Here is a 20,903-nt window from a genome sequence, read left to right as displayed (position 1 = left end):
GATCGCCTCGTGGCAGGGACGCGAGGCCCCTGGGCCGCAGAAGGAACGGCGTGGAACGCCTAAAGGGCAAGACTGCCTTTCAGGGGGATCCATGCGCATCTCAAGACCGCGTCTCTTCACCGTCGCCGCGATCGTCTCACTCACCGCCATGCTCGGCATCCCGACCCCAGCCTCCGCCGACGCCGCCACCGACTCCAGGATTCTGTCGCTCACGTCGAGCTCGCTCTTCGCGCGAGGGGCGTTCGGCAGCCCTTGGAAGGTCGGGGACTGCCATCTGGAGTTTCCCAGTTACGTCTATATCGAGAGCGGCACTACTCGCGTCCACGTGCACGCCGTGAGCGACACCGACTTCACCAAGCACGCCGACGTCTGGCACAGCCAGCTCGTCTTCATGGACGCCCAGCAGCGCGTGGTGGCCAGCGTGGGCAGCACGGGCACGAGCCCCCTGGACTCGCCCGACATGGTGCCCGCCGAAGGCGACGAGGGACCGAGCGTCGTCTACGAATGGGACCACGTCGTGGTGGTGCCGAACGGCATCCCGTCCAGGGCCGTGTTCGTCAGATGGATCTCAGCCTGCTGACACTTCACCCATTGCCATGCACGGCACCAATCTCCTACGCTGCTCCGTAATAACGGAATAACGTAGGAGAGCCCGATGAGCGAGGACAGACTAACCGCACTCGAACGCCGGATCGCCCACCTGGAGAGTCGGCTCGACACCGCCGGCCCACCGCGACGCTCGCCGGAGTCGCCGTCACTCAGCGCGGCGGCCACCGGCATGCTTCGCCAGGCGAAGAAAGAGGACAAGCTCGGGACAGTGGGCTACATCGGAGCCTCACGGCTGGCCGCCGGCGAAACTCTCTGGGACAGGCAGCTCTCCCTCGCCGATCTGCTGTCGGCCGACTGGGCACCGGTGGCCCACATCCTGGAGACCCTTGGCAGTCAGCCGCGGCTGGCGCTGCTCGCGGCGCTCCTACGGCAGGGGCGGCGCACCAGCACCGATCTCCAAGAGTCACTTGCCGGAGACGGCGAGCAGACCACCAGCGGCCAGCTCTATCACCACCTCCGCGCGCTGCAGAGCGCCAGGCTGATCACGCAGCGGCGGCGCGGCGAGTACGAGCTGGCGCCTCAGGCCATGCCTCAGGTCGTCAGCATCCTCGCCGCCGCGTTCGACCTGGCCAACGACCCCCCGCTGGGCCCACCTTTCGATCTCCCCAACGTGGAATGACCGGGGGCAGGATCGAGAGTTCACGGTCGCGGGGTGCTCTCAGCGTCGATCGTTACCCTGCGATCATGTCGTTCATTCATCGATCATCCGGCGCGATCACGCTCGCGGCCGCCGTCGCACTGGCCACCACCACGACCCCCGTCGCGCAGGCGCAAGCGGCCGACCGAGTTCTGCGCGTCTACAACAACATCGAGAACCTGGTGCGGAACAACGCCGACGGCTCCTGCACCCGGATCTCCGGCCCGGACCACCTCACGTCGATGCTGGTCGACGACAACGGCAAGACGGGCACCTCCGGCGTGCAGGCTCCCGATCTCCTGATCGTGCAGCAGGTACGCGGCACCGGACAGGCCACGGCCTACGCCGACCAGCTCTCGGCCAAGTTCGGATATCCGGCGGGCACCTACAAGGCGATCGTGGCCTGGGACGACCCCGAGGCGTGGGGCGCCACGCACAAGTGCGCTCAGCAGGCGCTGGGCGACCTGAAGAAGAAGCAGACCAACGGCATCGTCTACAACACCAGAACGCTGAGCCTGGCGGCGGGCGACATTTCCGCGTATTGGAGTGCGGGCTGGTTAAAGCCCGGGACATCGTACGGCGGCGGAGCCGGGTGCACGCTGTACAAGCCGCCGAGCAACGACGATGGCAGCACCAACGCCTACAAATGGAAGCGTACGAGCGCCATCGCGGCGAAGTTCACGATCAAGGAAACGGGCACCACGGTTTTCGCCGCGACCATGCACCTTCCAGAACAGAACGGAGCGAACGCCTGCGCGGGCGCGGGTGACACGGGCATCGCCGACTCCGGTATCCACGTCGGCGCGGACGCCACCAGCTTGATGAACGCCTCGACGATCCGGGTGATCGGGATCGACGCGAATCGTGCGAACATCGCCTCCACGACGCTCGGCGGCTTCGGCATGACCGGCTATGGGGCGAAGGTGACGTCCGGCTCCAGAAAGATCGACTATCTGTTCGTCAAGGGCGCCGTGCAGCCGTCGAGCATCGATCACACGGTGAGCAGCACGATGTCGAACCATATGGCGCTGTACGGATTCATCACCTACTGAACCTCCAGGGCGTGGGCGGCCGCCAGTGGCCTGACCCCGCTCGTGTCGTAGGTCACGCCGCCGGCGCCGGAGGTCAGCGCCAGTCGCCGATGACGCGCCGGAGGTCGACGGCGGCCTGCTCCAGGTCGTACCCGGGAAGGGTGTCGCGCAGGAGGGCGTCGGCCTGGCGTTGGGCGTCGGCGCCCGCCAGGTCGAGGGTCGCCATGACCTCCTCGGCCAGGTCCTGGCTGCCCATGCGCAGAGCGCGGGGGCCGAAGGAGACGTTCAGTACGCGGCCTTCGGGGTTCACGGATGCCTCGACGTGGCCCGACCGGCTCTTGGCCGTGCCGACGATCTTGTCGAGGTCCTCCTGGGCCGCCTCCAGGGCGGCCATCATCCGCGCGCCCTCGCGGGCGGGCCCGTCCACGTCCCGGACGCCGAAGTCGTTCTCCGGAAAGTACACGCTGCGCCTCCTGGATGAGCTAGATGAGATCGCGGATGGCCTGCTCGCCCCGTGCGCGGACGAAGGTCTCGTCGAGCGGCTCCGGCAGGGCGTCGGCACGGCTCGACGCCTTGTCCACGACCTCCTGCGCCTGCCGTGCGGCGTCGTTCTGGGCCGCTTGGAGCACCGCGGTCACCTCGTGGCCGAGCTCCCGCTCGCTCTTTCGCAGCGCCCGCGGGTTGATGCTCAGCCGCGTCACCCGGCCCTGGCCGTCAGCGGTCGCCCACACCAGACCGTCGGCGCTCTCCGACCGACCCTCCAGCTGTCCGATGGCCGTCTGCGCGGCGTACAGGCCACGAATGATCTCTCGGGAGCGGTCCACGTACTCGGCCAGGAACGCCGCGTCCTGCTCTGGGGTGGGTGCAGACATGTCGACTCCGTACGGGTTCGGTGAAGGGGCCCGCCGCAGTGGCACAAAGCGCGGGCACTCGGTTATCGCTTTTCCTAACTGGTCGTGGCCGACGACGGAGAATATTAGGAGATCGCTCTTCCGTTTTTCTTCCGCTCTTCTTCCGTACCGATGACCGATGAAAACTTTCAGCGCCGCGCGCATTTGGGAAAATGTCGAGGTATGGTCATCCGGCATGACGGGATTGGAGATCAGCCTGGGGGACGACGGCATGTTCGCCGGCATTTACGCCGATGCCCAAGAGACCTCGATGGCCGCGCTCACCGTCCTGTCCACGGCGCTCGGCGAAACCGGCGACGGGCTCGACCGCGTGGTCAGGAACAACTCCGAAGCCGAGGCCGCGAACGCGCGGAACGCCGGTGACACAGGCGGAGACGGCCGTCCGCGGCGCGCAGCAGAATTATCACGGCGGCTCCGCCGAAGCCATGCAGACCCAGTGGAACAGGCTCGGCGTCAACGGCCGATCCCTCGCGCAGGCCGGTCAGGCTTTATCCGTGGCGCCCGCGAGCCTGGACGGCGCCGCCTCCGTGGTCTCGGCGGTGAAGGCGGCATCGCCCGGATGGCCAGCGGCAGCAGAAGGCGCTGGGGAAGGGGCAGGGGTGACAACCGCGGCAGCGGTGGACAGGGGTACAACGTAACGAACGACGGAAGAATTCACGGCGACGCTCCCACCAGTGCCAGCGGAATGACGCGGGATGAGGCGAATGAACTCCTCGCTCAAAGGAGAAAGAGCCTCGAGCTGCGGAAGGAAGATTGGGCTACGAGGTCGGGCACGCGCAGCGGATCGAGAGGGAGGAGAAAGAGCTCCGGGAGTTCGAGGAGAACGTGCGGCGGCAGCGATACGACGACGAGTACGGCGACGTCCAGATGAACCTCAGGCGCTACGAATACCACGACCGCTCCGGAGAGTTCGATGGGTCGGATCGCAGAAGGAGGCGGTAGCAGCCGATGCGGACGCAACTAGGCGATGAGCTGATCGAGCGTATCCGCACGCACCCGACCGACGACGACATCGTGGGCACCGCGGCCAACGACCTGCTCAGCGAGCTGTACGCGGGATACCCCGTCGAGAACCTCGGCCGGCTCCTCCACAGCGACAACGAGGTGGTCGTCAGGACCGGCGCCTGGCTGCTGTCGGAGCTGGTAGAGCTCGCCGCCCCGATGATCGACGAGCTCCCGGCCCTCCTGGCCGGCCCGATCCGCAATGTCCGCTACTACGCGATCACCGTGGCGCTGGCGAACGCCGACGGGCGGCACGGGCCCATCATCGCGCAGGTCCTGAACCTGAGCCTCGACCCCGATGAGGCCATCCGCTGGAAGATGCTGGAGTTCCTGGCCGAGGCCTCGATCGAGCAGCTTGAGGCAGGGACGTCCTGTCTGCCCCCCGGTCAGCTCAAGGAGCTGGTCGAGTGGCTGATCCTCCAGGATGACGAGGAGCCCGACCGGACCGGCATCTTCCTCCGAATGGAAGAAGGCGACCCGGTGACCCGGCTGTTCGCCGCGGCGGCCGCGGCGAGCCTGGGCCTGGGGCTCCTGGAGCACGCGGCCATGGTCGAGGACGAGACGATCCGCTCGTTCGCCCAGACGCGGCTGAAGCGGCTGCGCGAGGAGGATTAGCACTCGGTCAGTGCCCGTGCCCGTGCCCATGGCCCACGAACGCCGCCGCGGGCTTGCCCGGTGGCACCAGCCACAGCGCGATGGCTGCCGCGGCACCCGCGGCGACGGCGCACAGCGTGAGCCCAGAGACGAAGCCACCGATGCCCGCCGCCGAGCCGGGGCCGAGGCTGGACGCGGCGACCGTGGAGATGACGGCCACGCCGATCGAGCCGCCGAGTTCGTGGAAGGTGTTGATGACGCCGGAGGCGACGCCGTTCTCGCCGGGCGGGATGTTCGCCATGGTCGTGGTGGTGGCCGTCACGAACGCCGGACCGATTCCCAGGGCGGCCAGCACGAAGCCAGGTAGCAGCGTGGTGTACGCGCTCGCGTCGGGCGAGATGCGGGTCATCAGCGCCGCCCCGGCCGCGGTCACCACGAAGGACGCCACCGCCACCGGCCGGCCGCCGACCCGGCCGATGAGATGCCCGCCGAGCTGCGCGCCGATCGTGATCGCGATGGCCACGGGCAGGAACAGCAGCCCGGTCTCCAGCGCGCTGAACCGCAGCACGTTCTGGAGGTAGAGCGAGCTGAGGAAGAACAACCCCAGCATCAGCCCGGTGGCCATCAGCATGACGAACGTCCCCGAGATCACCGGCCGTCTGGCCAGGGTCTCGGCGCGCATGAGCGGTGCGCGTACCGACCGCTCGACGAACACGAACAGCGCGTACAGCAGCACGGCCCCCACCAGCGGCAGCACCGTGCCCGCCGCGCCCCAGCCGGCGTCGCCCGCCGTCACCAACCCGTAGATCAGCAGGGCCGTCGCCAGTGTGACGACCAGGGCGCCGGGTACGTCGACCCGCTCGCTCCGCCCGGGCGTGGGCGGTACGACGGCGGGCACGGTGGCGAGCACCACCAGCCCAATCGGGACGTTGACGATGAACACCCAGGTCCAGCCCGGCCCGGCGGTCAGGACGCCGCCGAGCAGCACGCCCAGGGCCGCCCCCGTACCGCCGATGGCCGCCCAGACGCCGAGCGCCCGGCCGCGCCGTTCGCCCTGGTAGGTGGTGGTGATGACGGCCAGGGCCGCCGGGGAGAGCAGCGCCGCTCCGACTCCCTGGAACGCCCGCCCGGCGATGAGCATCGCGCCGCTCCCGGCCAGCCCGCACACCAGCGAGGCCGCCGTGAACAGTCCCAGCCCCATCATGAGCGTGCGACGGGCGCCCCACGCGTCGGCGAGCCGCCCGCCGAGCACCATGAGGCCGCCGAAGCAGAGCGTGTACGTGGTCACCACCCAGGTCAGCGACTCGCGGTCGAGCGCGAGGTCCGTGCCGATGGTGGGCAGCGCCACCTGCACCACTGTGATGTCGACGATCAACATGAACTGGGCCAGGCACAGCAGCACGAGCAGGCCCCACCCGCTCGTGCGTGTCTGGGCGGAAGGCATGCCAAGACTCATCCGAAGTCTCCTTAACTCGAACACTGATGTTCAAGTTAGCACCCGTGAACCATACACAGGTAGGGTTCCTGGATGGAGCCTGCGGTCAGATGGGCTTGGAGAGCAGCGCCAGCATCGTCTTGATCAGCACCGGCTCGACCTCATCGGCCGCCAGCCGACCGGTCTCACGCTCCTGCGCCGCGCTGTGGATGATCGAGAAGAACGTCGTCACCAGCCAGGCCAGGGGCAGGTCCGTACGGAAGTCGCCCGCGCGCTGACCGCGCGCGATGAGCCGCTCCACCCGTTGCAGCGGCCGGTCGTGGTGCTTCCTGATCTGCTCCGTGGCCAGCGTCCGGTCGGCGGCCAGGAACAGGCGGCGGTGCCGGTCGAGGATCTCCCAGGACGACCGCAGGAGCTTGGCCATGGCCTCGGGCGCGGGTGCCGTGTCGATCGAATCGTCCGCCAGCACCGCCTCCGCCACGCCGACCGCGTGGTCGAGCACCGCGTCCACCAGCGCCTCCCGCGACGGGAAGTGGCCGTAAAGGGTCACCCTGCCCACCCCGGCGGCCTTGGCGATGTCGGCCACGCTGGCCGTGGGGTCGGCGCTGAGCAGCCGGGTGCCCGCTTGAAGGATCGCGGCGATGTTGCGCTCGGCGTCCGCACGCCGGGCGGGTACCGGCTGCCGTGCCGCGGTCTTCACCATGCGACCAGCCTACGACACGATTTTGCGAGACATAGTGTATATATCGAATGCACGCTGTACTGAAACCTTGGAAGGACAGCCATGCAACGCGTCGAAGCTCACATCACGACCGATCGCGCCAGCCGCTACCTCGTCCAGCTCTGCCGCCATGCCGACCAGATGGGCCGCGGCCTGCCCACCGGCCCCGGCCACGGCCCGCACGCAGGCGGCGAAAGGCCCAAGAGCGTTAAAGCAGACTGGTCCGAGACGGACGGCACCATCGACCTCGACTGGGGCACCTGCACCCTGCGGGCCACGCCGGAAGGATTGACGGTGCGGGTCGAAGCCGCGGACGAGGACCGGTTACAGCGCGTCCAAGCCCTTCTCACCAGGAACATCACCAGGATGGGCAGGCGTGACCACCTGAGCGTGGACTGGCGGCGCCCCGACGGAACCACGAGCCCCGCCCCGGCCCCGGCCACGGCCCCGTCGCACCGGAGCCGTTACCTGACGCTCGGCCTCACGCTGGTCGCCGTCCTGGCCGTGGCCGTGCACGCGGGGTTGGCCGCCGGAGTGCTGGCGATCCCGCAGTGGGCAGGACTGGGTACGGACGCCGTCCTGGGGATCATCCTGGTGATGGCTCTGGCGAAAGCCGTCCTGATCACCGCCCACCTCAGGCGCCGCCGCCGGCCCTCAGCGGGCCCTCACTGAGTCCCGCTGAAGGCAAGCTCAGCGCGGTCGCAGCCCGGCCAAGGTAAGGGAGACGAGGCGCTTGACCGCGGCCTCCGAGGGCAGGTCGACGGCCGCCTGCAGCGCGTGCGCGCAGAAGGCGGCGAGCTCGTCCGCCGCCACGTCGTCACGTACGTCACCGGCCCGCGCGGCAGCCGTCAGCGCGTCGCACAGCAGGTCATGCAGCCGCCGCTGGGCGCGGCCGGCGTCCTCGGACCGGTGCAGGAGCATGACGAGATCGGGGCTGAAGCCGTGCCGCGCCATCCGCCGATGCATCAGGGCGTACGTCTCCAGCATGGCTTCGAGCCGCAGCCGGGCGTCGTCCTCGCGCTCCACCGCCTGGGCGAGGTGCTCCAGATGCCCGGCGACCATGCGGCCGTGCCAGGCCAGCAGGATCGCCTGGACGTCAGGGAAGTACTTGTAGAGCGTCGCGCGGCCGATGCCGGTCTTCTCGGCGATCTGCGACATCGTCACCGCCAGGAGCCCACGCTCGCGCACCAGCTCGACAGTGGCGTCCAGGATCGCGTCATGCACCGTGCGGCGGTGCGTCTCGATCGTCTCGTTCCACAGCTTCGGCACCTCGCCAGTTTACGAATCGGCGAGCTAGATACACGCCGCCACACGCGACAAATGCGGCGCGATACCCCCTATGAGTATGCTCAAGGCTTGTCGCCAGAAAGGAGCAGCATCATGGACCACAGCGATCAACCGGCCACCGATCACCACGCCCCGCCCACGGCCACGTGGACGGTGGCCGCGCAGGCGACCCTGCACTGCCTGACCGGGTGCGCCATCGGCGAGGTGCTGGGCATGGTCATCGGCACCGCCGCCGGCCTGTCCAACTTCACCACCGTGGTGCTGTCGGTGGTGTTGGCCTTCGTGTTCGGCTACGGGCTGACCATGCGTGGCGTGCTGCGGGCCGGGGTCGGCTTTCGCGACGCGTTGAAGGTGGCGCTGGCCGCGGACACCGTCTCCATCGCGGTGATGGAGGTCATGGACAACGCGGTGGTCGTACTCGTGCCCGGTGCCATGGACGCTGGGCTGACCAGCTGGCTGTTCTGGGCGTCGCTGGCCGGGTCGTTGGTCGTGGCCTTCGTGGTGACGACGCCGGTGAACAAGTGGCTGATCTCCCGGGGCAAGGGCCATGCGGTGGTACACCAGTACCACCACTGAGTGGCCGAAGGCGGTGAGCGCCTTCGGCCACGCGAATGGATTACTTGAAGCGGCGCAGGCGCAGGCTGTTGCTCACCACGAACACGCTGGAGAACGCCATCGCGGCTCCCGCGATCATCGGGTTGAGCAGGCCGAGCGCGGCCAGTGGCAGGGCGGCCACGTTGTAGGCGAAGGCCCAGAACAGGTTGCCCTTGATGGTGGACAGCGTGCGGCGGGACAGGCGCAGCGCGTCGGCCGTCACCCGCAGATCGCCCCTGACCAGGGTCAGGTCGGAGGCCTCGATGGCGGCGTCGGTGCCGGTGCCCATCGCCAGGCCCAGGTCGGCCTGGGCGAGGGCGGCGGCGTCGTTGACCCCGTCTCCCACCATGGCCACGACCTTGCCCTCGGTCTGCAGCTTCTTGACGGCGTCGACCTTGTCGGCGGGCAGCACCTCGGCGATCACGTCGTCGATGCCCACCTCGGCCGCCACCGTACGGGCCACGGCCTCGTTGTCGCCGGTCAGCAGCACCGGCGTCAGGCCGAGTGCCCGCAGGTCGGCGATGGCCTGCTTGCTGGTCGGCTTGACCACGTCGGCCACCACCAGCACGGCGCGGGCTTGGCCGTCCCAGCCGACCGCGACCGCGGTGCGGCCCTTGGCCTGCTCGTCGGCGAGCTCGCGTTCCAGGTCGGCGGGCAGGTGCTGGGACCACTCCGCCAGCAGCCGGGGACGGCCGACCAGCACCGCGTGGCCGTCGACGATGCCCTGTACGCCGAGCCCTTCGACGTTGGCGAAATCCTCCACCGTGGCGTCGGATCGGGCCTCGCGGGCGATGGCCTGGGCGATCGGGTGCTCGGAGGCGTGCTCCAGCGCGCCCGCCAGCCTGAGGACCTCTTCGCGGTTCTCCCCCTCGGCGAGGTGGACGGCGACCAGGGTCATCTTGCCCTCGGTGACCGTGCCGGTCTTGTCCAGCACGATCGTGTCGATCTTGCGGGTCGACTCCAGCACTTCCGGACCCTTGATCAGGATGCCCAGCTGGGCGCCCCGCCCGGTGCCGACCAGCAGCGCGGTCGGCGTGGCCAGGCCCAGCGCGCAGGGGCAGGCGATGATCAGCACGGCGACCGCCGCGGTGAACGCCGCCGCCACGCCGTTGCCCGTGCCGAGCCAGTATCCGAGCGTCCCGACCGCCAACGCGATCACGATCGGTACGAAGATCCCGGAGATGCGGTCGGCCAGCCGCTGCACCTGCGCCTTGCCGGTCTGCGCCTCCTCGACCAGCCTGGCCATCTGCGCCAGCTGGGTGTCCGCGCCCACTCGGGTGGCCTTGACGATCAGGCGGCCGCCCGCGTTCACCGTCGCGCCGGTGACCGCGTCGCCGGGCTTCACCTCGACGGGCACGGATTCGCCGGTCAGCATCGAGGCGTCCACCGCGGAGCTGCCCTCGGTGATCACGCCGTCCGTGGCGATCTTCTCGCCCGGTCGGACGACGAAGGTGTCACCGACCTGCAGTTGCTCGGTGGGGACGCGGCGGCCGTCGGCCAGTTCGACCTCTTTGGCGCCCAGTTCCAGCAGCGCCTTCAGTGCCGCGCCGGCGGTGCGCTTGGCACGGGCCTCGAAGTAGCGACCGGCCAGGATGAACGCGGTCACCGCCGCCGCCGTCTCGAGGTAGATGTTGCCCGAACCGTCGGAGCGTTCGATGGTGAACGTGAAGGGATGCGTCATGCCGGGCGTGCCCGCGGTGCCGAAGAACAGGGCCCACAGCGACCATCCGAGCGCGGCCAGCGTGCCCAGCGAGATCAGCGTGTCCATGGTCGCGGCGCCGTGCCGGAGGTTGGTCCAGGCGGCCTTGTGGAAGGGCCAGCCCGCGTACACCACCACCGGCGCGGCCAGCACCAGCGACAGCCACTGCCAGTTGGTGAACTGCAGCGCCGGGATCATCGCCATCGCCACCACCGGCACGCTCAGCACCAACGAGGTGCGCAGGCGCTGACGCAGCGGCCGCAGCTCGTCCTCCGGCTCCTCCTGCCGCTGCGCCTCCGTCTTGGGCGGGGCGGGCAGAGCGGCGGTGTAACCGACCTTCTCCACCTCAGTGATCAACTGCTGCGGATCAATGCCCTCGGGGAAGGTGACCTTCGCCTTCTCCGTCGCGTAGTTGACGGTCGCGGTCACGCCTTCGAGCTTGTTCAGCTTGCGTTCGATGCGGTTGGCGCAGGATGCGCACGTCATGCCGCCGATGGTGAGTTCGACAGCTCTGCCTTCAGTGAGGGAAGACATCACTCCCCCTTTCTACTCAGTGCGTCTGGTCGCCGTGGGACGGGCTGACACTCGGCTCCGCCGCGGGCTTGGGCTGTCCGGCCGCTGCTCGGGCGGTGAAATCGGCGGTGCGTACCTTGCCGGCGTGCTGGAAGTCCAGGAACAGCCGGTAGTCGCCGCCGCTGGGCACTTCGGCGTAGAAGGTGATCTCGGGCCCGGCCTTGTCGCTTTCTTCCGGATGTACGTGAAGATAGGCCAAATCCCCGGCCCGCAGCGCCACCAGGTGGCCGTACGCCCCCAGGTAAGGCTGCAGATCCGTCACCGGCTTGCCGTCCTTGCTCACGCTCAGCGTGAGCTTGCTCGCCTGGCCGGGAACCAGGTCGCCCGTCAGGGTAACCGAGTAACCGTCCACCTCCGCCGTACGACTGACCGCCGGGAGGGCACGTGGCTGATAGTCGCCCGCGACCGGCACATCCGCACCAAGGGTCAGACCGCTCCCACCCGTGGGCGCGAAATCGGCGTAGGCCCGGTAGGCGCCGGGGTCGCCCAGCGTCAGCTTCACCGACCACACCCCGTCGCCGGACTGTTCGGGGTGCAGGTGCTGGAACGTCGCCAGGTCACGCGAGACCACGATGAAATGGAGCTTCTTGTCGTGCTGAACCTGATAGTCGGTAACCGGCTTGCCATCGGGCCCGGTCACGGTGAACCGGAAATCGGTGGGCTCGCCGGCCTTGACGGTGGTCAACGGATTGAGGGTGTAGCCATTCTCGGACACCTGCAGCCCCCCGGGGGTATCGTCCTGCGGTTTTGCGCCGACCTTGGTGGGAGTGGTGTGGGCGCTCCCATGGCTGGGCGGCGCCGGTGCGGGAGTGCCCTCCCCGACCGCGTTTCCGACGCCCAGGGCGCCGCCGAAGACGACGGCCAGCCCCACGGCGTAGGCACCTAGTTTGCTCGCGGTGTTCATGTCATACCGCCTCCTCGGCCGTCAGGAACGCTTTCGACTTCTACAACATACTATACCCCCCTACCGTATTCCAATCTTGCTGCATGAGTTTGTCCGGAGTGATGGGGAGGGAGCGGACGCGTTCGCCGGTCGCGTGATAGACGGCGTTCGCGATGGCGGCGGCCACGCCCACGATGCCGAGCTCGCCGATGCCCTTGGCGCCCAGTGGGGTCTGCGGGTCGGGCCGGTCGACGAAGTGGATGTCGATGTCGGGCACGTCGGCGTGCGTGGGCACGTGGTACTCGGCCAGGCCACGGTTGACGATGAGGCCGGTGCGCTCGTCGAGCAGCGTCTCCTCGGTCAGCGCCATGCCGATGCCCATGATGATGCCGCCGCGCATCTGGCTGGTGGCCTGCTTGGGGTTGACGATCCTGCCGCCGTCGAAGGCGCCGACCCAGCGCGTGACGCGCGCCTCGCCGGTCTCCTCGTCGACCCGCACCTCGCAGAAGTGCGCGCCATAGGAGTAGGTGCCCCGCTTGATGGTCTGGTACGGCAGCGCCGACTTCCCCGCCACCTCCACGGTCTCCTGCCCGGCCCTGGCCAGAATGCGTTCGTAGCTCTCACCCCCTCGGGGCCCGAACAGGCCACCATCACGCGTGTTCACCTCCTCGAACGACCGTCCCGCCAGCGGCGAGTCGGTGTCGCGCACCAGCTTCAGCAGCTCGCGGACGAGGTTGTCGCGGGCGGACCAGACGGCCGAGGCGAGCGTCGTGGTCGCGGCCGAGGCACCGGGGATGCGGGTCCTGGCCACGTTGGAATCGCCCTGCTCGAAGCGGATCCGGTCGAGAGGCAGCCCAAGACGGTCGGCCGTGGCCTGGCTCTGCGCGGTCGAGGTGCCGGCGCCCAGTTCGTTGGTGCTGCTGCGGACGGTGACGGTGCCGTCGGCGGACAGGCGCAGCTTGACCCCGGCGATGAGCACGGCGTCGGGGTTGATCGCCGCGGCCATCCCATGCCCGATGAGCCAGCGGCCGTCCCGCGTCGCGCGGGGTGCGGGTGTGCGCCGGGACCAGCCGAACGCCTCGGCGCCCAGGGTGTACGCCTCGCGCAGGTGGCGGCTGGTGAAGGCGATGCCGCTCATCGGGTCCCGCTCCGGTTCGTTGCGCAGGCGCAGCTCAAGCGGGTCGAGGTCGAGCCGCCAGGCCAGCTCGTCCATGGCGGATTCCAGCGCGAAGGATCCGGGCGCGACGCCGGGGCCACGGAAGAAGGCGTTCTGGATGCGGTCCAGGCGGACCACCTGCTGGACGACGTGGACATTGGGGCAGGCGTACAGGTGGCGGGAGGCGACGACCGCGGCCTCGGCGAACTCGTCGGTCGTGCACGGGGCCAGGGCGTCGTGCACGAGCGCGGTGAGCCGTCCCTTGGCGTCGGCGCCGAGCGCGACGCGGCTGCGGGTCGGGGCCCGGCCGCCGGTCATGGCGAACACGTCGGCCCGCGAGAGCACGAGCTTGACGGGACGGCCGGAGAGCTTGGCCGCCGCCACCGTGAGCCAGACATGCGGCCAGGCCGGCGTCTTGCCGCCGAAGCCGCCGCCGATGAACGGCGCCAGCACGCGGACGTTCTCCTCGGCGAGTGAGAACTTCTTGGCCAGCATCTCCTTGACGCCGTAGGGGTACTGCGCGGTGTCGTAGACCGTGAGGCGCTCGCCCTCCCAGTGGGCCACGGTGGCGTGCGGTTCCATGGCGTTGTGATGTTCGAGCGGCGTGGTGTACTCGGCCTCGACCGTGGCCGCCGCCGCTTTGAGCGCCGTGCGGACATCGCCGCGCCTGGTCACGGGCTCCTCCAGCACGGCGTGCGCGGGCGTGTACGGTTTCCCGTCGGCCATCGACAGCCTGGCGGGCCACGGCTCGTAGTCGGCGTGGATCAGCGACGCCGCGTACCGGGCCTGTTCCAGGGACTCGGCCACGACGACCGCGATGGGCTGGCCGTACCAGAAGATCTCGTCGGTGTTGAGCACCGGCAGGCTCAGCGCGGCGGCGCCGAGCGGGCCTTTCATCGTGGCGTACGCGGGGGTGCGCTTCATCGCGGGCGCGTTGTCGTGGGTCATCACGAGCAGCACACCGGGCGCCCGCGGGACGTGGACGGCGGTGACCCGGCCCCTGGCGACGGTGCTGCCCACCACGACCGCGTAGGCGAGGCCGGGGAGTTGCCGCTCGGCCGTGTAGCGGACGGCGCCGGTGACCTTGGCGCGGCCGTCCAGCCGGTCGGCGGGCCTGCCGAGCTCGGCGCGGCGGTGGGCCAGGGGATCGGGCCTGCCGTCGGGCAGGAGCCTGGCCAGCCTGGTCAGCGCCTTGCCGGCGAGGGTGAAGCCGCGGGCGGCGAGATTCATGACCTGACTCCTTGCAACGCTCGCCGGATCAGTCGCCGGGCCAGCTCGGCCTTGAACGCGTTGTGCGCGCGTGGGCGGGAGCCGGTCAGCGCCTGTTCGGCCGCCTGGTGGATGAGTTCGTCGTCGAGAGTGGTGCCGGTCAGGAGCCGTTCGGCTTCGTACGCGCGCCACGGTTTGGCGGCGACTCCGCCCAGCGCGATGCGCACACCGGTGGCGCGGCCCGCTTCCATGCGGACGACGGCGGCCACGCTGACCAGCGCGAAGGCGTAACTGGCCCGATCGCGCACCTTGAGGTACACCGAGCGGCCCGGCTGGGCCGGCGGCAGGTCGATGGAGGTCACCAGCTCCCCCGGCGCGAGCACCGTCTCCAGGTGCGGCGTGTCTCCGGGCAGGCGGTGGAAGTCCACCAGCGGTACGGGGTCGCGGCCCGCGATGTTGACCACGGCGTCCAGCGCGGCCAGGGCCACGCACATGTCCGACGGATGTACGGCGACGCAGCTCTCGCTCGTGCCGAGGATGGCGTGCGTGCGGTTGAACCCGTCGAGAGCGTCGCAGCCGCTGCCCGGATCACGTTTGCCGCACGCCGAGTGCCGGTCGTAGAAGTAGCCGCAGCGGGTGCGCTGCATCAGGTTGCCGCCCACGGTGGCGCGGTTGCGCAGCTGAGGGGAGGCGCCGTTCAGGATGGCCTGGGCGAGCACCGGGTAGCGATCACGGATCCGCTCGTCGGCGGCCACCCGCGTGTTGCGGACCAAGGCACCGATCCGCAGGCCGCCCGCGTGCTCCTCGATGTCGGCGAGCGGCAGCCGGGTGATGTCCACGAGTTCGTGCGGCGTCTCGATGCCCTGGCGCATCAGGTCGACGAGATTGGTGCCGCCCGCCAGGTACTTCGCCCCTTTTGCGGCGAGTTCAACGGCTGAGGAGGTGTCGGTGGCCGATACGTAGGAGAACGGGTTCACCGGGCGACCTCCCGCACCGCCGCCAGGATCCCGTTGTACGCGCCGCACCGGCACAGGTTGCCCGCCAGCCGTTCCCTGATCTCGGCATCCGTCAGGCCGGACTCGCCCACGGCGCTCGCCACCCCGGCCTCGTACTCGGTGAGCATGGCCACGGCCGAGCAGACCTGGCCCGGAGTGCAGTAGCCGCACTGCAGGCCGTCGTTGCGGACGAACGCCTCCTGCATCGCCCGGCCGACCTCCGACGACGCCAGCCCCTCGATGGTCGTGACCTCCGCGTCCGCGCATTGCGCGGCGAGCACGAGGCAGGAGTTGACCCGCTCACCGTCCAGCAGCACCGTGCAGGCGCCGCAGGCCCCTTGGTCGCAGCCCTTCTTGGTACCGGTCAGGCCGAGGTGCTCGCGCAGGCAGTCGAGCAGGCTGACCCGGGTGTCCAGCTCCAGCTCGTGCTCGCGGCCGTTCACCGAGAGCCGCACTTGAATGGATGGCATCCGCATTCCCCGCTATCTCGTACATCTGTGTACGGGTTGTAGAGTGCGGACTATACCCCTCCTCCGTATGAGGGTTGATTCGTGGCTGATACACGGCTGAGGCGTCGCGGATGTCGGCGGCTTGTATCGTCTGTTGCGTCAAGCCTTTGGGGAGAAATGTCGCTTTCGGGGTCGGCTCCGGTGACCGTGCTGCTCGTCGAGGACGACGAGGTGATCCGCAAGACCGTCGGGATGGTGCTGGAGCGCTACGGCTATCGCGTGAGCACGGCGGGCGACGGTCTGACCGGCCTCGAACTGTTCAGGGACGAGCGGCATGACGTGCTGCTGCTGGACGTGATGCTGCCAGGACTGGACGGCATCGGGCTGTGCCGGCAGGTCAGGGAGTGGAGCCTGGTGCCGATCCTGATGATGTCCGCGCGGGGTGACGCCCTGGACGTGGTGTCGGGGCTGGAGGCGGGGGCCGACGACTACGTGGTCAAGCCGGTCGACACCTCCGTGCTGGTGGCCAGAATCCGTTCGCTGCTGCGCCGGGCCTCCTTCACTCCGGGCCCGGAAGACGTCCAGGAGGCCACCGGCCTGGTCTTCGGGGACCTGACCATCGATCCGCAAGGGCTGGAAGTGCGCCGCGCCGGTGAGCTGGTCGAGCTGGCTCCCACCGAGTTGCGGCTGCTGCTGGAGTTCGCCGCGAATCCGGGGATCGTGCTGGACCGTCAGACACTGCTGCGCAACGTCTGGGACTACGGCTGGGACGGGGACAGCCGCGTCGTCGACCTGTGTGTGCAGCGGCTGCGCAAGAAGATCGGCGCCGACCGGATCGAGACGGTGCGCGGCTTCGGTTACAAGCTGCGGCGCTGACGTGGGAAAGGCCGCACGCGGGCTGCTGAACTGGCGGTCGCTGCGCTGGAAGATCGCCGCACTGGTGGCCATGACGTCCTGCGCGGTCGCGCTGGCGGTCGGGGTGCTGGTCCACCGGAGCGCCTTCGACCGGTCCATGAACCTGGGCAGGGACCGGGCCTTCAGCGCGCTGCTGGCCGAAGTGGACACCTACCGGCGTACGGGCGACGCGCCGCAGCCCACTCAGGTCCCGCCCGCGCTGCTCCAGCAGGCCAGGAGCACCGGCCGCTTCAGCACCTGGTACGACGACCGCCGGCCGGACATTCCCTGGATGTGGGCGGCGCAGCGGATCGACGGCCAGGTGCTCGCCGTGCAGATCGACATGGGCTCGGAGATACGCGGTCTGTGGGCCCTGGACCGGAACATCGTGAAGGCGTCGCTGGTCGCGCTCGCGATCGTCGTACCTCTGGCCGTATTGGCCGCCGAGACCTCCAACCGGCGGCTGAGGCGGGTGGCCCGCACCGCGCGGCGGATCGCGGACGGCGACCTTGAGGCCAGGAGCATGATGGGCGGCCGGGGCGGCGACGAGATCACCGACATCTCGGCCACCATCGACTCGATGGCCGACAGCCTGCGGGACCGGCTGCTGAGCGAGCAGCGCTTCACCGCCGATGTGGCCCACGAGCTGCGTACCCCGCTGATGGGGCTGGTCGTCTCGGCCGAACTGCTCCCGGAGAGCGAGGCCACCGACCTGGTACGTGACCGGGTGCGGGTGCTGCGGGCGCTGGTGGAGGACCTGCTGGAGATCTCCCGGCTGGACGCGGGCGCGGAGTGGGCCGATCGCCGTCCCGTGCCGCTGGGCCGGGTCGTCGAGGAGTGCGTGGCCCGGACGAAGCTCGCGGTCCGGCTGACGGTGACCGGTGAGCCGGTCGTCGACACCGACCCGCGGCGCATCGACCGGATCATCACGAACCTGGTCGTCAACGCCCACCGCCACGGGCGCTCTCCGGTCGAGGTCGCCGTGAACGACATGACGATCGTCGTACGCGACCACGGCCCCGGATTCCCGGACGGGTTGCTGGCGGAGGGGCCGCAGCGTTTCCGTACGGGCGGGGCCGAGCGTGGCCACGGCCATGGCCTGGGCCTGGCCATCGCCGCCGGACAGGCACGGGTGATCGGCGCCGATCTCGCCTTCGCCAACGCCCCGGACGGCGGCGCGACGGCCACGCTTCGCCTTCATCACCCGGTGTAGTTCTTCCCAGGGGGCTTACCGGGGATCGGCTTGCCGATGAGGGCGACGGGGATGAAGAAGAAGATCTGGCTGATCGCCAGGGTGAGCGTCCAGAGCGCCTTGGCGTCGTAGTGGGCGGACGCCTTGGCGTGCAGCTCGTCGGGGACGCGCTCCCCGGACGGGTTCGGGGAGAGGACCGCCTCCACGAGCTCCAGCGCGACCCGTTCGGCGTCGGTGAAGTAGGGGGCGTCCTGCCATGACGCCACCGCCGTGATGCGCTCCTCCGTTTCCCCGGCCTTGCGGAGGAGGCCGGTCTGCCGGACGGTGTGGTAGGTGCTGCCGACGATCTGCCCGGCGCGGAGTTGCAGCAGGTTGACGGTGGTCTGCGGAATCGCACCGTTCAGGGTGGCCTTGAGCATGGCTCCGGCGATCTGGCCGAGTTCGGGGAAGAACTGGGCGGGGTCGGGCAGGCGTGACTGCTCGGTCGTGGTGGGTGTGGACATGGCGAGGTTTCCTTTCTCGATCTCTATGGATCAGGACCAGTGGTAGGCCAGGTTCACGGCCAGTGCGGCCACCGCGGTGAGGAAGAATCCGCCCCAGTTCACGAGCTTGCGGGAACCCACTCGCAGGTGCGCGAGGAGCGCGCCGACGAAGTACAGCACGAGGCTGTAGGCGGCGAGTGTCCCCAGCATCGGCACGGCGAACCCGCCCAGCAGCCCCAAAGAGCCCGCCGCCAGCATCATGCCCAGCACCGGTACCCACGACCGTGGCAGGCGCTTCATGTCCGCCTGGGCCTTGGGAAATTCGTGGCCGATCAGGTAGACGACGGCGGCGCTGCCGAACAAGAGCGCGGCGAAGATGGTGACCGCGACATAAGCGGTGAACATAAGCTCTCCTTTGTGGTTGTCAGCTGCGAGAACGTCCGGCCCGTGCGTCGTTGATCGCTGCGATCCGGATCTCGGTAGCCCGACGAAACAACCGCTGGAAATGTCAGGCGACGCACCTCACAGTCCGGTGCGCGGTCTCGTCGAACGGATGAGGGCAGCTGCGAGCAAGGGAGCCATCGGCACCATGACCACCCCATCCGATCCGGGCCTGAGCGCGATCATGAGCGAGCGGCGCCAGCTGATCAATCTCGCCTATCGCCTCCTGGGCTCCCTGGCCGACGCGGAGGATGTCGTACAGGAGACCTACACCCGCTGGTACGCCATGACCCGGCAGCAGCAGGACGCCATCGAAGTCCCCGGCGCCTGGCTGACCACCGTCGCCAGCCGCATCTGCCTGGACCTGCTCGGCTCGGCGCGGACCCGGCGCGAACGCTACGTCGGCGAATGGATCCCCGAGCCACTGCCCGACCCCACGGAGTGGATCACCGGCCGGTCGGCCGACCCGGTGGACCGTGTCACCCTCGACGAGTCGATCACGATGGCCTTCCTGATCGTGCTCGACTCGATGACCCCCGCCGAGCGCGTCGCGCTCGTCCTGCACGACGTCTTCCGCTACTCCTTCGCCGAGGTGGCCGAGATAGTCGGCCGTACGCCGGGGGCCTGTCGCCAGCTGGCCTCCTCGGCCCGCCGCCGCATTCGCGCCACGCCCTCTGCTCCGGCAGCCCGGCAGGCCGGCATCGTCAGGGACTTCAAGCAGGCATGGGAAGCCAAGGACATCGACGCCCTCATCGGCCTGCTCGACCCCGACGCCACGGCGATCATCGACGGCGGCGGCCTGGTCAGCGCCGGACTCCACCCGATCGAAGGCAGTGAGCGGATCGCCCGCTACATCCTCGCCCTCGCCGGCCGGGCGCCCGACCTGACCATCCTGGAGCGTACGGTCAACGGTCAACCCGGTCTGGTGGCTCAGCAGAACGACGTCGCCGTGACGGTGGCGGCGTTCGACGTCGAAGACGGCCGGATCAAGCGCATCTGGGCGGTCCGCAACCCGGAGAAGCTCCGACCTTGGACGGCGGCCGCGCGGTAGCGTCACGCGGCGATCCGGGGTTACCTGGACGGGTGATCGCGCGAGAGGCAGGCACCATGGTGTGGGAGTACAAGATGAAGCAACTCGGCGGCAAGGTCAGCCGCAGCGAATTGCAGCGGCAGTGCGACGAACTCGGCGCGGATGGGTGGGAACTGGTGGGGTTCACCCCGGTGGTGGAGCTGAAGGATGAGTCGGTGTCGTTCGATCGGCATTCCCCCGGGTGCTTGATGGTCTTCAAGAAGTTGTCGGCGCGGGACATGGGTTGACCTGACTGGGGAGCAACATGACGCCCGGAGGGGTGGCGCGAGTGTGTCGTCGCGCCACCCCAAGAGGTTCCGGTCAGGGATCGTTCGGCTTGGGGTTGTGCGGGCTGCCGCCGCCACCTCCACCGCTGCTGCCGTTGTTGCCGGCGAACTGGATGGGCTGGTAGTTGGGCAGGACCACGGTGTTGGCCGAGGCGTCGGAGCCGTCGGTGCTGAGCGTCTTGTACACGGTCCAGATGAACTTGGCGAAGCCGAGGACCTGACCCCAGTCGATGCCGTTGTTCCAGTGCACGATCGACACCGCGTACGTCTGCTGGGCGATGTCCGGTGAGACCTGCCCGGACCAGTTCTCCGTGCGCTTGGAGTAGCCGAGCATGGTGCCGTTGACGCCCCAGCAGTCGCCGCCGACCTCACCGATGACCATGCCGTCGACGTTGAGGAGCAGAGCCTTGGCGCACAGCCGGACGCCGGTGAGGTAGACGCCCGACTCGACCGTCGAGACCCCGTAGACGTTGCCGCTGGCGTAGACCTTGACGTTGGTGTCGATGGTCTTGTTCTGGTTGTTGGCGTGCCAGGAGTGGAGCGACGCCTCGGAGATCAGTACGTCGGCGCTGGCCGGCGCAGACGCGACGACGAAGCCGGTCAGGACGATGAGGGCGCTGAGTAATCCGGTGAGCAGTCTTCTGGGGGTGCCCATGGAAGCCTTTCCGTTCGTGGTGCTCGGTTGGTCCGTCCGAATTCTCACCACGTGGCCATTCACCGGCGAAGAGCCATCGCCCCGTAATCGGAAAGGTC

At 69.2% G+C, this 20,903-nt stretch carries 25 protein-coding genes; 12 read left to right on the top strand and 13 right to left on the bottom strand.

Features of this window, described 5'->3' with window-relative positions:
- Window positions 1-91: 91 nt before the first annotated feature.
- The 3 genes from ACQP2T_RS01235 (at window position 92) to ACQP2T_RS01225 (ending at window position 2,298) form a co-directional block, all read left to right on the top strand.
- Window positions 92-580 (top strand): hypothetical protein, encoded by a 489-nt coding sequence (locus ACQP2T_RS01235; RefSeq protein WP_433514353.1) that lies wholly within the window; start codon window positions 92-94, stop codon window positions 578-580.
- Between the two features lie 75 nt (window positions 581-655).
- Complete coding sequence (locus tag ACQP2T_RS01230) at window positions 656-1,228, top strand: hypothetical protein (protein ID WP_433514352.1); 573 nt, start codon at window positions 656-658, stop codon at window positions 1,226-1,228.
- Between the two features lie 65 nt (window positions 1,229-1,293).
- Entirely contained in the window at window positions 1,294-2,298 is a 1,005-nt protein-coding gene (locus ACQP2T_RS01225; protein WP_433514351.1) for a hypothetical protein, read from the top strand.
- A 73-nt stretch (window positions 2,299-2,371) separates the two neighbouring features.
- On the opposite strand, the gene ACQP2T_RS01220 is transcribed toward ACQP2T_RS01225, so the two are convergent.
- Entirely contained in the window at window positions 2,372-2,740 is a 369-nt protein-coding gene (locus ACQP2T_RS01220; protein ID WP_433514350.1) for a YbaB/EbfC family nucleoid-associated protein, read from the bottom strand.
- Window positions 2,741-2,759: 19 nt separating this feature from the next.
- Entirely contained in the window at window positions 2,760-3,149 is a 390-nt protein-coding gene (locus tag ACQP2T_RS01215) for a YbaB/EbfC family nucleoid-associated protein (protein WP_433514349.1), read from the bottom strand.
- A gap of 792 nt (window positions 3,150-3,941) precedes the next feature.
- Here ACQP2T_RS01215 and ACQP2T_RS01210 point away from each other — a divergent pair.
- Window positions 3,942-4,130, top strand: coding sequence for a hypothetical protein (locus ACQP2T_RS01210; RefSeq protein WP_433514348.1), 189 nt, complete (start codon window positions 3,942-3,944; stop codon window positions 4,128-4,130).
- 6 nt (window positions 4,131-4,136) lie between these two features.
- A complete protein-coding gene (locus ACQP2T_RS01205) occupies window positions 4,137-4,805 on the top strand; it encodes a hypothetical protein (RefSeq protein WP_433514347.1) in 669 nt (222 codons plus the stop codon).
- 7 nt (window positions 4,806-4,812) lie between these two features.
- Here the strand turns inward: ACQP2T_RS01205 and ACQP2T_RS01200 are convergent, their stop codons facing one another.
- Together ACQP2T_RS01200 and ACQP2T_RS01195 are read right to left on the bottom strand one after the other, a co-directional pair.
- A complete protein-coding gene (locus tag ACQP2T_RS01200; protein WP_433514346.1) occupies window positions 4,813-6,240 on the bottom strand; it encodes an MFS transporter in 1,428 nt (475 codons plus the stop codon).
- An 85-nt stretch (window positions 6,241-6,325) separates the two neighbouring features.
- Window positions 6,326-6,922, bottom strand: coding sequence for a TetR/AcrR family transcriptional regulator (locus ACQP2T_RS01195; protein WP_433514345.1), 597 nt, complete (start codon window positions 6,920-6,922; stop codon window positions 6,326-6,328).
- A gap of 81 nt (window positions 6,923-7,003) precedes the next feature.
- On the opposite strand from ACQP2T_RS01195, the gene ACQP2T_RS01190 reads away from it, so the two are divergent.
- Window positions 7,004-7,612 carry a DUF2218 domain-containing protein gene (locus ACQP2T_RS01190; protein WP_433514344.1) on the top strand — a complete coding sequence of 203 codons (609 nt, stop codon included), beginning with the start codon at window positions 7,004-7,006 and terminating at the stop codon, window positions 7,610-7,612.
- Window positions 7,613-7,630: 18 nt separating this feature from the next.
- Here ACQP2T_RS01190 and ACQP2T_RS01185 read toward each other — a convergent pair whose 3' ends face one another.
- Window positions 7,631-8,149 (bottom strand): TetR/AcrR family transcriptional regulator, encoded by a 519-nt coding sequence (locus tag ACQP2T_RS01185; RefSeq protein WP_433519690.1) that lies wholly within the window; start codon window positions 8,147-8,149, stop codon window positions 7,631-7,633.
- Between ACQP2T_RS01185 and ACQP2T_RS01180 the strand changes: the two genes are divergently transcribed.
- A complete protein-coding gene (locus ACQP2T_RS01180; RefSeq protein WP_433514343.1) occupies window positions 8,070-8,237 on the top strand; it encodes a hypothetical protein in 168 nt (55 codons plus the stop codon). The two genes, ACQP2T_RS01185 and ACQP2T_RS01180, sit on opposite strands and share 80 nt — an antisense overlap.
- An 83-nt stretch (window positions 8,238-8,320) precedes the next feature.
- Entirely contained in the window at window positions 8,321-8,803 is a 483-nt protein-coding gene (locus ACQP2T_RS01175; RefSeq protein WP_433514342.1) for a DUF4396 domain-containing protein, read from the top strand.
- Between the two features lie 40 nt (window positions 8,804-8,843).
- Here the strand turns inward: ACQP2T_RS01175 and ACQP2T_RS01170 are convergent, their stop codons facing one another.
- From ACQP2T_RS01170 to ACQP2T_RS01150, 5 genes are read right to left on the bottom strand one after another with little or no spacing between them, the layout of a single operon-like run.
- On the bottom strand, window positions 8,844-11,054 hold the full coding sequence (locus tag ACQP2T_RS01170; RefSeq protein ID WP_433514341.1) for a heavy metal translocating P-type ATPase: 2,211 nt from the start codon (window positions 11,052-11,054) through the stop codon (window positions 8,844-8,846).
- Window positions 11,055-11,070: 16 nt separating this feature from the next.
- Window positions 11,071-11,997: a hypothetical protein gene (locus ACQP2T_RS01165; RefSeq protein ID WP_433514340.1), complete on the bottom strand. Its 927-nt coding sequence runs from the start codon at window positions 11,995-11,997 to the stop codon at window positions 11,071-11,073.
- A 40-nt stretch (window positions 11,998-12,037) separates the two neighbouring features.
- Window positions 12,038-14,362 (bottom strand): xanthine dehydrogenase family protein molybdopterin-binding subunit, encoded by a 2,325-nt coding sequence (locus ACQP2T_RS01160; RefSeq protein WP_433514339.1) that lies wholly within the window; start codon window positions 14,360-14,362, stop codon window positions 12,038-12,040.
- On the bottom strand, window positions 14,359-15,318 hold the full coding sequence (locus ACQP2T_RS01155; protein ID WP_433514338.1) for an FAD binding domain-containing protein: 960 nt from the start codon (window positions 15,316-15,318) through the stop codon (window positions 14,359-14,361). Before ACQP2T_RS01155 ends, ACQP2T_RS01160 begins: the two co-directional genes overlap by 4 nt.
- The gene (locus ACQP2T_RS01150) at window positions 15,315-15,806 is read right to left on the bottom strand and encodes a (2Fe-2S)-binding protein (RefSeq protein ID WP_433514337.1); all 492 of its coding nucleotides are present in this window, start codon (window positions 15,804-15,806) and stop codon (window positions 15,315-15,317) included. Before ACQP2T_RS01150 ends, ACQP2T_RS01155 begins: the two co-directional genes overlap by 4 nt.
- Window positions 15,807-15,962: 156 nt before the next feature.
- On the opposite strand from ACQP2T_RS01150, the gene cseB reads away from it, so the two are divergent.
- Entirely contained in the window at window positions 15,963-16,661 is a 699-nt protein-coding gene (gene cseB, locus ACQP2T_RS01145) for a two-component system response regulator CseB (RefSeq protein WP_433514336.1), read from the top strand.
- 1 nt (window position 16,662) lies between these two features.
- Window positions 16,663-17,892, top strand: coding sequence for an ATP-binding protein (locus ACQP2T_RS01140; protein WP_433514335.1), 1,230 nt, complete (start codon window positions 16,663-16,665; stop codon window positions 17,890-17,892).
- Here the strand turns inward: ACQP2T_RS01140 and ACQP2T_RS01135 are convergent.
- Complete coding sequence (locus ACQP2T_RS01135) at window positions 17,880-18,374, bottom strand: carboxymuconolactone decarboxylase family protein (protein WP_433514334.1); 495 nt, start codon at window positions 18,372-18,374, stop codon at window positions 17,880-17,882. The genes ACQP2T_RS01140 and ACQP2T_RS01135 overlap by 13 nt on opposite strands.
- A 30-nt stretch (window positions 18,375-18,404) precedes the next feature.
- On the bottom strand, window positions 18,405-18,758 hold the full coding sequence (locus ACQP2T_RS01130) for a DoxX family protein (RefSeq protein WP_433514333.1): 354 nt from the start codon (window positions 18,756-18,758) through the stop codon (window positions 18,405-18,407).
- 184 nt (window positions 18,759-18,942) lie between these two features.
- Here ACQP2T_RS01130 and sigJ point away from each other — a divergent pair, with 184 nt between their 5' ends.
- Both sigJ and ACQP2T_RS01120 read left to right on the top strand, forming a co-directional pair.
- Window positions 18,943-19,845, top strand: a complete 903-nt coding sequence (gene sigJ / locus ACQP2T_RS01125) for an RNA polymerase sigma factor SigJ (protein ID WP_433514332.1) — start codon at window positions 18,943-18,945, stop codon at window positions 19,843-19,845.
- A gap of 32 nt (window positions 19,846-19,877) precedes the next feature.
- On the top strand, window positions 19,878-20,111 hold the full coding sequence (locus tag ACQP2T_RS01120; protein WP_433514331.1) for a hypothetical protein: 234 nt from the start codon (window positions 19,878-19,880) through the stop codon (window positions 20,109-20,111).
- Window positions 20,112-20,184: 73 nt separating this feature from the next.
- On the opposite strand, the gene ACQP2T_RS01115 is transcribed toward ACQP2T_RS01120, so the two are convergent.
- Window positions 20,185-20,805 carry a hypothetical protein gene (locus ACQP2T_RS01115; RefSeq protein ID WP_433514330.1) on the bottom strand — a complete coding sequence of 207 codons (621 nt, stop codon included), beginning with the start codon at window positions 20,803-20,805 and terminating at the stop codon, window positions 20,185-20,187.
- Between the last annotated feature and the right edge of the window lie 98 nt (window positions 20,806-20,903).

Origin of the sequence: Nonomuraea sp. CA-143628, from assembly GCF_050942315.1 — a bacterium.
In the GTDB taxonomy this organism is placed as follows: domain Bacteria; phylum Actinomycetota; class Actinomycetes; order Streptosporangiales; family Streptosporangiaceae; genus Nonomuraea.
Note: the sequence above shows the minus strand (reverse complement) of the source record. Positions and strands in the feature narration are given on the sequence as shown.